Source organism: Ferrimonas gelatinilytica, assembly GCF_039544205.1.
GTDB lineage: Bacteria > Pseudomonadota > Gammaproteobacteria > Enterobacterales > Shewanellaceae > Ferrimonas > Ferrimonas gelatinilytica.
Map to the genome: position 1 here is coordinate 236,093 of NZ_BAABLF010000005.1, position 12,707 is coordinate 248,799.

A 12,707-nucleotide genomic window follows, 5' to 3' on the forward strand; every position below is an offset into this window, starting at 1 on the left:
CTAGGTTCGACAGCACCATAAAACGATCATGAAACGATCCTTTCTCGGATCGTTACGATCCCGAGAGCGTAATAAAAAACTAATTAGGTCAATTATTTGACGAGCGTCAAATAACCTTGCATATTTTAGAAAAAGTAAACTAGCATCAGGCGGAACACTGAAAGGATTGCCCGATATGTTATTAATGCCCGCGCAGAATTGGCTCTGGTATTACGAAAAGGAACATGACCGCTTCGCCCTGGCTTTGGGTGAGGAGATGGTGTTCCTGACGCCATATTCGGATAAGCAACTGACGCCCGACTGTCACTTTGATACCGCGTTTTCCACAGAGCATGCGGACTTTTACCAACGGGCGCTCTCCCGGTTACAAGGCGAATTAGACCTGATGGACGCGGTGTTGGTCCAGATCGCCCTCAATATCACGGCGGCGCGCTTCTTCGCACTGCCGAGGATGCCCAAAAGCTGGCACTTTGCCCCCAGTGACCAGATCGTTTATGCCTGTGAAGGCAAGCGGGTCTCCTTGCAAAGCCCGAGCGGTCATCACCAGTTTGTGGTGGTGGAAGCCCTCGAGCAAAGTACCCTGGTGATGCTGCTGGATCCCCTTTGTGCGTTGACCGGCGGACGGGAGATGCGGCAATTTGACCTGATCAAGGTGATGAATGACCGCCTTGCCCCTGCGTCCGAAGGCCGTCATGTGCGGATCGTCGCCGCCTGAACCTGTTACTCACGTTTTCGCAGCTACCGTCCCCCACGCGTTAGTGGCTTTGCCACTCCCCGTGTGATGTCACTATGGACCTCCCATATTCAGACCCGCTTCACCCTAATCTGACGCTGTTGCTGCCACGGCAGAGTTCACTTCACCGAGGGTGTTTACCCCGGTCATGCCCTGGGTGATGTTATCCCAATCTCGCTCGAGCAAGGTTTCACCTTAATTGCGGGCTACCAGACCGGGCCGCTGGGAACATGGTCTTTGTCGATCGAGGGAGTGGGCACCGGCTCGTGACCTTGAGAGATATCGATGTGTTGGTTGCGGGGGGCCGTGATGGAAGAGGGAAGCGCGCTCGGAGCTGGGTGAGCGAAACGGCGAGAAATCCGGTGCTGTAGCGGTTATCGGCAAGAAAAAACGGTATAATGTGGGACTTTTGCCAGTCACTAAGATCCTACCTAATGAAGCGTTTCTATGCCGCAGTGCCGAAAGGCCTTGAATATCTCCTGGTCGATGAACTCAAGGCTCTTGGCGCCGAGTCCGTTCGTGAAGGCCAAGCCGTGGTGCATTTTGAGGCGGAGTTGTCTACGGCCTACCGGATCTGCCTCTGGAGTCGCCTGGCCAGCCGCGTGGTCTTGGTCCTGGCGGAGGTGAGCGCGAAAACGGCAGATGAGCTCTATGAAAACGTCAAGTCGATCTTCTGGCCCGCGGTGTTCAGCCATCAGCAGGAGTTCATGGTTGACTTTCATGGCGGGAACCGCGAGATCCGCAACAGCCAGTTTGGTGCGCTTAAAGTCAAGGATGCCATTGTGGACGCTTTCGTAGAGGAGAGCGGTACCCGCCCCTCGGTGAGCCGCACCACACCGACCATCAAGATCGACTGTGCATTGCGTGCGGACAAACTGCTGGTGGGGCTCAATTTCAGTGGGGCACCGATGCATCAACGCGGTTACCGTCTCGAGACCGGCAAGGCCCCCCTGAGAGAGAATCTGGCGGCGGCAATCCTGTACCGAAGCGGCTGGGTTCAGCACACCGACGCGCCCCTTATCGATCCCTTCTGCGGTTCCGGTACCGTGGTGATCGAAGCGGCGCTGATGGCGACGGATACCGCACCGCTGCTGCATCGTGAGCATTGGGGGTTCGCCTTCTGGGCAGGCCATCAGGATAACCTGTGGCAAGAGGCCTTGGCAGAAGCCCGGGTACGCTCCCGCCGTGGCATGCAGCAGTGCCAAACCAAGTTCTTTGGTCGTGATATCAATCGCCGGGTATTGGCCCTGGCCAAGGAGAATGCCGAACGGGCGGGCGTTGATCACCTGATTCAGTTCGAGGGTGGGGATGCACTGACGATGCCGCTGCCCCCGGCTCAGCCTGGCTACGTGGTCAGCAACCCGCCTTACGGCGAGCGTCTCGGGCAGCTGCCGATGTTGCTTCATCTTTATGCGGCCCTGGGGCGTCAGTTCAAGGCCCATTTCGCCAACTGGAAAGTCAGCCTGCTGTGCAGCGAGCCGATGCTGTTGAGCGCGCTGCGTCTGAAAGCCGATAAACAGTACAAGTTGTTTAACGGGGCGCTGGAGGTCCAACTCGCCAACTACCAGATTGGCGAGGGTGGTAGCGGCCGGGTATTCGGCGAAGATTTTGCCAACCGCCTGCGTAAAAACCGCAAGCAACTGGCCAAGTGGGTGAAGCGGGAAGCGATCGAGTGTTATCGCGTCTATGACGCGGATCTTCCCGACTACAACGTGGCGGTGGACTGTTACCAGGATTGGGTGGTGGTACAGGAGTACGCACCGCCAAAGTCGATCTCACCGCAAAAGGCGCAGCAACGTCTTATCGATGTGCTGCTGCACCTGCCGGAAGTGCTCGAGATCGATCCGGAAAAGATTGTGTTGAAAACCCGTCAGCAGCAGAAGGGCAAGGAGCAGTACCAGCGCATGGCGGAGCGCGAGCAGCAGCTCCAGGTGCGTGAATACGGGGCGACTTTCCTGGTGAACCTCACCGACTATCTCGATACCGGCCTGTTCCTCGATCACCGCCTGGCTCGCCGCTATATTCAGGAACACGCCAGGGACAAGGATTTCCTTAACCTCTTCGCCTATACCGGCTCGGCGTCCGTTCATGCGGCGCTGGGAGGGGCGAAGACCACCACCACGGTGGACATGTCAAAAACCTACCTGCGCTGGGCGGAGGATAATTTCCAGGTGAACCGCTTGCGTGGTCGTCAGCATAGGTTCGAGCAGGGTGACTGCCTGGCCTGGCTGACCCAGTGCGATCAGCAGTTTGATTTTATCTTTATCGATCCTCCGACCTTCTCCAACTCCAAACGGATGGAGCAGACCTTCGACGTTCAGCGTGACCACCTTTGGCTGATGACTCAGCTTAAACGGCTGCTGCGCCCAGGGGGCGAGATCCTGTTCTCCAACAACAAGCGTGGTTTCAAGCTCGATGACGAGGGTGTGGCACAGTTGGGGCTGACTGCGCAGAACATTACGGAGCAGACCCGCTCGCCGGACTTCGCCCGTAACAAACATATTCACAACGCCTGGTTGATCCGACATGCCCAGTGACCTAACCCTGTTTCACAGCGATGGCTGCCACCTGTGTGAGCAGGCCGAAGCCTTGCTGGGCCAGTCCGGCCACGCCTATCGGCTGGCGGAGATCTGTGATCGCCCTGAGTGGGTGGAACGTTACGGCGTGCGGATCCCCGTGGTACGTCGTGGCGATGGCAAAGAGCTCGGCTGGCCCTTCACCCTCGATCAACTCATGGAATTTCTAAAGGACGCGGTATGAGCCTGATCCGATTACAGAACGCCCAACTGGCTTTTGGGCATATCCCCTTGCTGGATAACGCCGATTTCGTGCTCGAGCCCAAAGAGCGGGTCTGCCTGGTGGGGCGCAACGGTGCCGGTAAATCCAGCTTGATGAAAGTACTGGCGGGGCTGCAGCAACTGGACGATGGACAGCTTGGGATCAACAGCGGACTGAAAATTGCCTATTTGCCCCAGGATCCCCCCCGGGACCAGGGTGGCAGTGTTTTCCACTATGTCGCCGAGGGGCTGGCGGAGGTAGGGCGCACCATCGAGGAGTATGAGCAGGCGAGCCAGCGTGTGATCCAGGATCCCAGTGAACAGAATCTGGCAAGCATGGCCCGGGCACAGGAGGCGATGGATCACCACAACGGCTGGCTGTTTGAAACCCGGATCCAGCAAACCTTGAGTCACCTGGAGCTGGATGGCCAACAGGCGATGTCCGCGCTTTCCGGCGGCTGGCAGCGCCGGGCGGCACTGGCACGGGCGCTGGTGCAGGCTCCGGACGTCTTGCTGCTGGATGAGCCCACCAACCACCTGGATATCGACGCCATCGAGTGGCTTGAGACGCTGCTACTCGGCTATGAGGGGGCCATTATCTTCATCAGTCACGACCGGGGCTTCATCCGCAAGATGGCGACCCGGATCGTGGATCTCGACCGCGGCCAGATCCTCAGCTTTCCCGGTGATTACGCCAGTTACCTGGCGGGTAAAGAGGAATCGCTGCGGGTCGAGGAGGAGCAGGCGGCGGAGTTCGACCGTCGTCTTGCCAAGGAGGAGGCGTGGATCCGCCAGGGGATCAAGGCACGGCGTACCCGTAACGAGGGTCGGGTGCGTGCGCTGAAGGCGATGCGGAACGAACGCCAGGCCCGCATAGGTCGACAGGGCAGCGCGAACATGGCGATGAACCAGGCAGAGCGCAGCGGCAAGCTGGTGTTCGACGTTGAGGAGCTGGGCTATCGGTATGCTGATAAGGTGATCGTCAAGCACCTGACCACCGCGGTGATGCGTGGTGATCGTATCGCCCTTGTGGGCCCAAACGGCTGCGGCAAATCGACCCTGATCAAACTGTTGCTGGACCAACTCTCCCCCCAGGAGGGGCGGGTTAAGCAGGGGACCAAGTTGCAGGTGGCGTACTTTGACCAGCATCGCATCGCACTGGATCCGGACAAGACCGTACAGGAGAACGTCGGTGAGGGTAAAGATACCGTCACCGTGGGGGGCCGCGACCGCCATGTCCTGGGTTACCTGCAGGACTTCCTGTTCGCACCGGCCCGGGCCCGCAGTCCGGTCAGCTCCCTGTCCGGAGGGGAAAAGAACCGCCTTCTATTGGCCAAACTGTTTCTGAAACCGGCAAATTTGCTGGTGATGGATGAACCTACCAACGATCTGGACGTCGAAACCCTGGAGTTGCTGGAAGCAAAGCTGGCGGAGTTCGAAGGCACCCTGCTGCTGGTGTCCCACGACCGGGAGTTCATCGATAACACCGTGACCGCCACCTGGTGGTTTACCGGTGACGGGGGCTGGACGGAGTATGTTGGCGGCTACCAGGACGCGGTGCGTCTCGGGGCCCGTTTCTACCAGGAGCCTCAAAGCCCGCAACAGACGACGAAACCGGCGGTTGAAGCACCGGCAAACACCACTTCTGTTAGCAAGCCGAAAAAGCTATCCTACAAGCTTCAACGGGAGCTGGACGCCCTGCCTGCAAAACTCGAAGCCCTGGAAGCGGAGATCGACGCGCTGCAAGCGCGCATGGCGGAGCCTGGTTTTTATGAGCAGGATCCTCAGACGGTCAGTGACGCATTGAGTGCATTGGCCGATAAAGAACAAGAATTGGAACACGATCTGGAACGCTGGGAAGAACTCGAAGCGATGTCCGATCAGGCTTAAGGGGAAAGTATGAGCCAAATGCCTTATCGCGCTCAAAGCGTGGCGGCCGCTGTTGCGGCCGCGTTGTCACTGAGCGTCAGCGTAAGCGCCGAAGAGGGGGCGCTACCGACCTACGAGATCACCAACCTTGACGAGTTGTTCTCGGTCAAGGGCACCCTGCAGTACACCCGTAACGGTTATGGCGCGGCCATCAGCAACGGTGTGGCCATCGGGATCGCCAAGGGAGTCAACGACGGCAGTACCGCCGATGATGAGAACCTGATCGATGACGTGGTCGATGCCATCCTGCCGGAGAACGGGATCACTGCCAACTCCATCCGCCGTCCCTTTATCGGTAACAACTTCCTGTTTGAACATGACAGTGTCGATGGCACCCCCATCTACGTACCACTGCTTGAAAACACCCCGCCGGTGCTCAACCCTGATGGCGACGATGAAGCGACCCCGCACACCGATGCGTTCTACTTTGGCGCCGGTGCCGAGGCGTTCGGCCTTCGGATCGGCTCCGTCACTGCCCTGCAAGAGCAGGTAGCCAACCCGAACTACAACCCGACTCCGGAACAGGAGGAGGATGTTGAGGAGGGGGTCAGGTACGACGACGACGAGTTCTTCTTCGTGCGTGAGTGGGAAAACCGGGCTTTCGTACAGCGCAGCGGTGACCCTACTGACTTTGTCACCCTGGCGCCGCCTGTCACGTCGTTTGTGGGTGAGAAACCGGAAGCGACCGATGAGGAGTGGCCGTCGGTCACCATCGGCGGCATCAGTGTCGCCGCCGCCCTGAATGACAACGGCACCGTGGTGGGCTATGCCAGCACCGAGCTGTCCAGCGGCAGCGAGGAGCGCCTGCAAGCCTGCTACGATGCGAAGTACCCGGAAGAGGCACCGGAGGAGGGCGCGCTCGAGCCCTTCCCGCTGGAGGTCTGCATTCAGAGCGCGCAGAACAGCGGCAATCTGGCCTACCAGACCCGGGCGTACCGATGGGATCTCAATTACGGGGATTTCTCGGTGCTCTCCGAGCAGGCATTGCCGATGCACTTTGCGCTTGAAGAGGATGACACGGCGATCTACACCACCCAGGCGTTGGGCGTAAACAACGCCGGTTGGACCGTGGGTCGTGGGCAGGCGGCGACTAACCCGGAGGCCGCGCCGGAAGATGTGAAGTTGATCAACTCGTCGCTCTGGGCACTGGCCTGGAACGGCACCGAGAAACCCACGTTGATCGGACCGACCCGCGAAGACAGTGAGCGGATCATCGAGTCCATCGCCTATGACGTGAACGACAACGGCATCGCCGTTGGTGCCGTGCGTCGCTACCTCAGTGGCTACGCCCGGGTGAAGTTCGGTTGGGTGGATCTCAATGAGACGCCGGCGGACGGGGAGCAGTTCACCTTCACCCAGCCGCTGGACTTTTTTGATTACGAGTCTGATCTCTCATCCCGAGCCCGCTCCATCAATAACCACAACCTGGTGGTGGGGAACATCGAGATTGATCGGGTGCGTAACCTGCCCCGGCGACTGCGTGCCTTTATCTACGATCAGAACCGTGACCAGTTCGCCAACCTTAACGCCCAACTGACCTGTCGTGCCCGCGGACTGGAAGTGGTGGGGGAGGGGGAGGATGGTAGCCCGATCTATCAAAAGGCCACCATTACCGATGAGAATAACTTCTCGGTACCTGTGACCTACGAAGCCGACATTGTCCTGGTGGATGCCAACTACATCGATGACGACGGCAACATTGTCGCCACGGCACTGGTGGATCTGCCCAAGGTGAAGACGGAACGGATTGAAGTAGAAGATGAAGAGGGTAACTTCGTCGGTTACCGCACCGTGATCGTCACCGATGAGGATGGTAAACCTGTGGTGGATACCAATGCCAATGGTGAACCTACCACCAACCAGGTGCCACGTTCGGTGATCCTGCGTCCGTTGGCGGTGGATGATCCGCCGTGTGAAGTACCGCTGGATGACGGTCTGAATATCCCGCCGAACGAGCGTCAGGGGGCAGGCGTCGGTTTCGCCTGGCTGCTGGGGCTGCTGCCGCTGGCTTGGCTGCGACGTCGCCGGGGTTAAGGCGGAAAGCTGACAATGGAAAGGGGCCAGACGGCCCCTTTTTTTATAAAAAAGTAACCTATTTGTCTCATGCACTTAGCGCAGTTGTGCCGACAATTGCGCACTCAGGTGTTGATCTTGGCATACGAACAGGCAAGTATTGATAAAGGCCCTTGGCCTGACTTCACTGAAACATCACTGTGTAAAGGGATGGAATGCCAATGAAGAGACAGAAACGAGATAAAATGGAGCGGGCTTTTTCCCGCGGTTTCCAAGCCGGACTTTCCGGTCGCTCTCGCGAAGACTGCCCCTATCAGTCAGTCGACATCAAAATGCAATGGTTAGGAGGATGGCGGGAAGCCATCGACGGACGATCCGTCGGACTCTTCAACAAATAGATCCCTGTCGGCCCGCACTTGCGGGCTTTTTGACGCGTCAATATTGAAATCCACTGAACAAAAAATGCGGCCCGAGGGCCGCGTTTTGCTTGGTATAAGAGGCAACGGGACGATTAAAAGCTGGAAACGTCCTGGAACACGCCGACCTTGAGATCCGTGGCACTGTATATCTCACGGCCATCCACCGACAGGGTGGCATCCGCCAGTCCCATGATCAGCTTGCGGTGGATAGTGCGCTTGAGGTGAATGTGGTAAGTCACCTTTTTGGCTTGGGGTAACACCTGTCCGGTGAACTTTACCTCGCCCACGCCCAAGGCACGGCCCTTGCCTTCAGCACCCTGCCATGCAAGGAAGAAGCCCACCAGTTGCCACATGGCGTCGAGGCCCAGGCAGCCGGGCATTACGGGATCGGACTCAAAGTGACAATCGAAGAACCAGAGGTCCGGCCGGATATCGAGCTCGGCGATCAGTTCGCCTTTACCGTATTTTCCGCCGTTTTCATTGATCTCCACGATGCGGTCGAGCATCAGCATATTGTCCTTGGGCAAACGCGGAGAGGCGGAGCCAAACAGCTGTCCGTAACCGCTGCGGACCAGCGCTTCCTTGTCGTAATGGTTGGCTTTGCTTTGTTGTTCGAGTGCCGCTTGCATCTGATTCATTTTCCTAGCTGAGTGACTGGCGCCAGAATAGCGAACAGGTGTACGCCAAACAACTCCAACCAGATGGGGTTAGCGGCTAAACCAGCGGCGCCAAAATGGTGGCAGAGGTGCTTCGTTACCGGCCATCGCATCGAGCCGTTGCTGAACGCGGCCGTACAGACTGGTATCCTCGAAGCGATCCTCTTCGTCGGCCTCGCCAACAGGGATCCCGGTGAGCAGTTCAAGAGCGTCCTCGACCTTATCGACGTGGTAGAGGTGGAACTGACCGTTTCTCACCGCATCGATTACGCCGTCACTGAGATTGAGCTGACTGAGGTTTGCGGTGGGGACGATGACGCCCTGATCACCGGTTAATCCGCGATAACGGCAAAGGTGGAAAAAGCCCTCGATTTTTTCGTTGATTCCGCCGATCGCCTGGACATTACCGAACTGGTCGATGGCGCCGGTCAGAGCCAGGGATTGCTTCACCGGGGCCTGGGCGATGGTGGAAATAAGGCAGCAGTACTCCGCCAGTGAGGCGCTGTCACCGTCGATGGTCTGGTAGGACTGTTCGAACACAATATTGGCACTGAGGTGCAGGGGCTCATCCTGGCCGAAGATGCGGTAGAGGCATGCAGAGAGGATCATCATCCCCTTGGCATGAATGTTACCGCCCAGCTCGGATTTACGCTCGATGTCCGCGACTTCACCGTCACCGTAGTGCACAGAGCAGGTGATGCGCGCCGGTTCCCCGTAGCTGTGGCCAAAGTAGTCCACGACGGTTAGGCCGTTGATTTGACCCACCTTATCCCCCTCGGTATCGACCCGAACGAGCGCCTCCTCGACGTTACGCTGGGCGTAGATCTCCACACTGTTATGGCGCTGGCGCTGTGCCTCCAGAGTTTCGCAGATCCGTTCTCCATTGATGGGGGCGGCGCCTCCGTCACACTGGGCGAGCGTCTGCCCCAGCTGGTGCCACGCCAGAGAGAGGCGCTGTTGATGTTCGCATAGGCGACTGGCATAGCGTGCCATCTCCGTGACGCCGCAAGGGGTCAATTCACGCTGGCAATAGAGCTGGGCGATGGCACGAAGCGCAGCCCCCCAAGCGTGGGTATCCTGTGGCTGGTCAATGAACCACTCTCCCTGGGCTTCCGCTAGCAGACTGATCTGGTCGGCAAACTCCGGGTCAAACCCGTTGAGGGTATCGTAAGCTAGGGGATCTCCCATCACGACGACTTTACAGGTTAGGGGGATCTGGATCGGACTCCCACTGAAGGCGAGGTAACCCCGCTTCAAGGCCTCCTTTATCAGGGTCCAGCGTGAGGGCTTATCCAGAAGCCCCTCTGCGGGGACGACCAGTACCTCGCAGCTGGCCAGGAGGCCGGGGTGGTAATGCCCCTCCTTGTCGATAGTGCCCAGTAGCGTTTTACGAGAGAGGGGTTGATCAACAAACCGCAGACCCTGCAGCGCGGCCAGCAGTGTCTGGCCAGGTCGTTCGGCGTCGAATTGTGCATGGGTGCACTTGACCAGTCGTTGACCCGAGGATTGCTCCTCGGCGATCAGGTAGCCAGGATGCGCCACCTGGGGCGCGTGGGCGTAGACCGAGAGTAGCATCGCCTCGGCATCAAAGCCGGGGAAGGTTGATACAAAGAGATGTTGCCCCGGGCAGCGGCAAAACAGCGCCCATGCATCGCTGCAACGTTGCTGACCCAGTAGCCAGGGGGACGCGCCGGCTTGCACATCTGCGTCATTGAAGGAGAAGCGGGGGGAGAGGCGATGGGGCTCTAGGCGCAAAGGGTGCAAGGAACGACTCCGGTCGGGCAAAAGCGTCAATATACCATAGGCGTAGCGTAGGATTCGGTAGTATGTTGGCGCTATTTCGGAACTCAGTGAAAAGAACCGTACCTGATTCTCCTTAAGGATTGCTTACAATCGGGAACGTGACTCCGTTGCCTACATACCATAGGGGTTGAACTCCATAAGTGCATCGACCAAGTCCGTCTAATAATCAAATACCTCACCCGAACCAAAGTGAATCAATAAAGCCGCGACGCAGGCTGTGGCCGGTAAAGCGACCTTTCCGAGTCAGGAACCCCGCACCGCGACGCTCGATGATCCTTGCGATAGATTGAGGGTGTAGGGCCTTGGGCAGGGGATCGCCATTGCGGTTGGCGCGACGAAAAAGTGGCCCAGTGAAGCTCCCCAGCGCGGAAAGATAGGACTGCAATAGCGCGCGAGGACAACAGGCGGGATGCTGGCCCGCGATGATGCTGATCTGGGAAAAGTGACTCTTTCGCTTACGCTGCTCAAAGCCGAGTACCAGGCCTTGGGCGAGGATCTGCACATCCTCTATCTGTAAGGCGGCAAGATCACTGATCCTTAGCGCACCGGCAAAGCCCAGTGAGAGCAGCAGCCGGTCCCGGCGAGGGATGAAGTCATAGCCCTCGATCCCCTTGATGATCTCGGGAAGATACTGGTTCGTGAGGCCGGGCGCCCGTTTGGGTTTGCTGGGCAGCAACCGGGTTATCCCCGCCAACTGCTGATTGACCAGGGGATCCCGGGCCGGGTTCGCGCCTATGCGATCTTTACCAACAACATCGAGGAACCAGAGGATAGAGCTGTAGCGTCGTCGAATGGAGCGCACGGAGAGGGCAGGGCCGGCAAACAGGGAGGATTGACCTGTTTGCGACTCATATCTGAGTCGGTTCATTCTCCCGTCCGTGGCCATGTGAGCCAACCAGAGACATAAGTCCGCCGGCGTGGGCGCCTTCGCTTCGATTCGGTGGTGGCTACACCAGACAAGGTACTGATTCAGGTCGGATTTCCTTGCCTGCCAGGAGGCTGGGGCCAACCTGGCCTGGTGAAATTCGCTCAAGCGGGCGATATCCTCAGGATCGACCAGGGTACTGAACGACGCCAACTCGGGTGCTAAATGGGCAGGGGTTAGATCAACCAGATCCGTCATGGTGACCAATCACTAAATAAAACAACAGGTTGAGCATGGTACTGGAGCGATCCTTTTAGATCAACTAACGGTAATTAGTGGATCTAATCTACTTCTGCTCAGTGTGATAGCGTTTATGGTTCCCAACCGGCTTTTGGGCAAGGGGGAGGGTACGGGGAGATTAGCAGCCCGTGTTATGGCGCATGTTTCATCATGAAGTTGGAGTCAAGAAACTACCCTTAGATCAGGTGCTGTTAAACCCTTCCATATGCAACGGCGGGCCAATGTGTTTCTACCCTCCGGCGTCTTGAAGCGTTGGATATTTACAACCAGTCACTGGGGTTTGACTCGAAAAATGCAAGGCTGGGCGTACGGTTATGGAGATGGACGCCGCATTTACCATAACGCAGATTTGGTTCAATTTATAACCGGCCAGGCCACGGAGGTAGGGTATGGCCAATAAGAGGAGCGTGTCATGGATCTGAGATTTACTCTGTTGGCAAAACGGGCTGCTCAGTCCGGGTATGGTATTAAAACCCTGCCAGAACACGCAGCGGGATACTGGCTCTACCCGCTGGATAAGCAATCTCAGGGGCAGTGTGCCCGAGATATGGATGAGCTGGTGTGTGAGTTGGAGCAGATAGAGCAGCGGTTAGGTATGGCGCACCCGGTACAGGATCTCGAAGACGATATTCCCCTTTAACCTGGCTTTGAAGCACGCTGGCAGAGCCAGGCAATCGCCTCCGAGTAGCTCGACAGTGCCTGTTCCGCTTTGATCTGCTCCAGTTGGTTAATGGCGTCCACCTCCAACTCCACCGTTTTCGTGAGTTTGGCCCGCCGGTGGCGCTCCGTCGCATAGCGGCGACGCAGCATGGGTAAACGGCCCGGCCCAAAGGTCAGGGCGACAAATGCCGCTATCTGCTCCGACAGTCCCTCGGGACCATGAAACTCCAACTCCTGCCAGTGTGGCAGGTACTCCTGCTCGATACGCCTTCGCCAAGCGCCAACCTGGGTCAGACTGGCGTAACGGGTTAAAAACAGGTCGGAACGGCTCAAGATGAAGCGGACAAAGTGGCAGTCAAGAGGCAGGGCTTTAGGCATGAGAACACGTCGTGGGCAATTAATGCGGCCAAGTTACCACATGTGGTAGTGCTCATGTGCGCTAAGTCATCATCAAGTGGGTACCTAGGGTTCCCTTGCCTGATCCGAGGTGCTTTATCTTTAACAAAACTCGTCTCCAGGCAACCCCCTAATTACCTCATGTGGTAATTGGGG

General features: G+C 57.9%; 11 protein-coding genes. 7 read left to right on the forward strand and 4 right to left on the reverse strand.

All coding sequences use genetic code 11. From position 1 onward, the window contains the following. Nucleotides 1-175: 175 nt before the first annotated feature. The 6 genes from ABD997_RS03420 to rmf all read left to right on the forward strand — a co-directional run bounded on the left by ABD997_RS03420 (nucleotide 176) and on the right by rmf (nucleotide 7,850). Nucleotides 176-715 carry a cell division protein ZapC gene (locus tag ABD997_RS03420; RefSeq protein WP_345315612.1) on the forward strand — a complete coding sequence of 180 codons (540 nt, stop codon included), beginning with the start codon at nucleotides 176-178 and terminating at the stop codon, nucleotides 713-715. A 452-nt stretch (nucleotides 716-1,167) separates the two neighbouring features. Then, nucleotides 1,168-3,270, forward strand: coding sequence for a bifunctional 23S rRNA (guanine(2069)-N(7))-methyltransferase RlmK/23S rRNA (guanine(2445)-N(2))-methyltransferase RlmL (gene rlmKL / locus ABD997_RS03425; RefSeq protein WP_345315613.1), 2,103 nt, complete (start codon nucleotides 1,168-1,170; stop codon nucleotides 3,268-3,270). Next, complete coding sequence (locus tag ABD997_RS03430) at nucleotides 3,260-3,493, forward strand: glutaredoxin family protein (RefSeq protein WP_345315614.1); 234 nt, start codon at nucleotides 3,260-3,262, stop codon at nucleotides 3,491-3,493. Before rlmKL ends, ABD997_RS03430 begins: the two co-directional genes overlap by 11 nt. Then, nucleotides 3,490-5,400 (forward strand): ATP-binding cassette ATPase Uup, encoded by a 1,911-nt coding sequence (uup, locus tag ABD997_RS03435; protein WP_345315615.1) that lies wholly within the window; start codon nucleotides 3,490-3,492, stop codon nucleotides 5,398-5,400. Before ABD997_RS03430 ends, uup begins: the two co-directional genes overlap by 4 nt. Nucleotides 5,401-5,409: 9 nt before the next feature. Beyond that, nucleotides 5,410-7,473 carry a DUF3466 family protein gene (locus tag ABD997_RS03440; protein WP_345315616.1) on the forward strand — a complete coding sequence of 688 codons (2,064 nt, stop codon included), beginning with the start codon at nucleotides 5,410-5,412 and terminating at the stop codon, nucleotides 7,471-7,473. A 200-nt stretch (nucleotides 7,474-7,673) separates the two neighbouring features. Further along, on the forward strand, nucleotides 7,674-7,850 hold the full coding sequence (rmf, locus tag ABD997_RS03445) for a ribosome modulation factor (protein WP_345315617.1): 177 nt from the start codon (nucleotides 7,674-7,676) through the stop codon (nucleotides 7,848-7,850). A gap of 113 nt (nucleotides 7,851-7,963) precedes the next feature. Here the strand turns inward: rmf and fabA are convergent, their stop codons facing one another. From fabA to ABD997_RS03460, 3 genes are all read right to left on the reverse strand, one after another. Continuing rightward, complete coding sequence (gene fabA, locus ABD997_RS03450) at nucleotides 7,964-8,500, reverse strand: bifunctional 3-hydroxydecanoyl-ACP dehydratase/trans-2-decenoyl-ACP isomerase (RefSeq protein ID WP_345315618.1); 537 nt, start codon at nucleotides 8,498-8,500, stop codon at nucleotides 7,964-7,966. 78 nt (nucleotides 8,501-8,578) lie between these two features. Then, nucleotides 8,579-10,291 (reverse strand): S16 family serine protease, encoded by a 1,713-nt coding sequence (locus ABD997_RS03455; protein ID WP_345315619.1) that lies wholly within the window; start codon nucleotides 10,289-10,291, stop codon nucleotides 8,579-8,581. 214 nt (nucleotides 10,292-10,505) lie between these two features. Beyond that, the gene (locus tag ABD997_RS03460; protein ID WP_345315620.1) at nucleotides 10,506-11,198 is read right to left on the reverse strand and encodes a site-specific integrase; all 693 of its coding nucleotides are present in this window, start codon (nucleotides 11,196-11,198) and stop codon (nucleotides 10,506-10,508) included. A 709-nt stretch (nucleotides 11,199-11,907) separates the two neighbouring features. Here ABD997_RS03460 and ABD997_RS03465 point away from each other — a divergent pair. After that, complete coding sequence (locus ABD997_RS03465) at nucleotides 11,908-12,135, forward strand: hypothetical protein (RefSeq protein WP_345315621.1); 228 nt, start codon at nucleotides 11,908-11,910, stop codon at nucleotides 12,133-12,135. On the opposite strand, the gene ABD997_RS03470 is transcribed toward ABD997_RS03465, so the two are convergent. After that, nucleotides 12,132-12,533 (reverse strand): hypothetical protein, encoded by a 402-nt coding sequence (locus ABD997_RS03470; RefSeq protein ID WP_345315622.1) that lies wholly within the window; start codon nucleotides 12,531-12,533, stop codon nucleotides 12,132-12,134. The genes ABD997_RS03465 and ABD997_RS03470 overlap by 4 nt on opposite strands. Nucleotides 12,534-12,707: the final 174 nt, after the last annotated feature.

Bases quoted from the DNA above. Each gene is read 5' to 3' on its own strand.
- ABD997_RS03420 (WP_345315612.1), top strand. From the start codon at position 176: ATGTTATTAATGCCCGCGCAGAATTGGCTCTGGTATTACGAAAAGGAA.
- rlmKL (WP_345315613.1), top strand. From the start codon at position 1,168: ATGAAGCGTTTCTATGCCGCAGTGCCGAAAGGCCTTGAATATCTCCTG.
- ABD997_RS03430 (WP_345315614.1), top strand. From the start codon at position 3,260: ATGCCCAGTGACCTAACCCTGTTTCACAGCGATGGCTGCCACCTGTGT.
- uup (WP_345315615.1), top strand. From the start codon at position 3,490: ATGAGCCTGATCCGATTACAGAACGCCCAACTGGCTTTTGGGCATATC.
- ABD997_RS03440 (WP_345315616.1), top strand. From the start codon at position 5,410: ATGAGCCAAATGCCTTATCGCGCTCAAAGCGTGGCGGCCGCTGTTGCG.
- rmf (WP_345315617.1), top strand. From the start codon at position 7,674: ATGAAGAGACAGAAACGAGATAAAATGGAGCGGGCTTTTTCCCGCGGT.
- fabA (WP_345315618.1), bottom strand. From the start codon at position 8,500: ATGCAAGCGGCACTCGAACAACAAAGCAAAGCCAACCATTACGACAAG.
- ABD997_RS03460 (WP_345315620.1), bottom strand. From the start codon at position 11,198: ATGAACCGACTCAGATATGAGTCGCAAACAGGTCAATCCTCCCTGTTT.
- ABD997_RS03465 (WP_345315621.1), top strand. From the start codon at position 11,908: ATGGATCTGAGATTTACTCTGTTGGCAAAACGGGCTGCTCAGTCCGGG.
- ABD997_RS03470 (WP_345315622.1), bottom strand. From the start codon at position 12,533: ATGCCTAAAGCCCTGCCTCTTGACTGCCACTTTGTCCGCTTCATCTTG.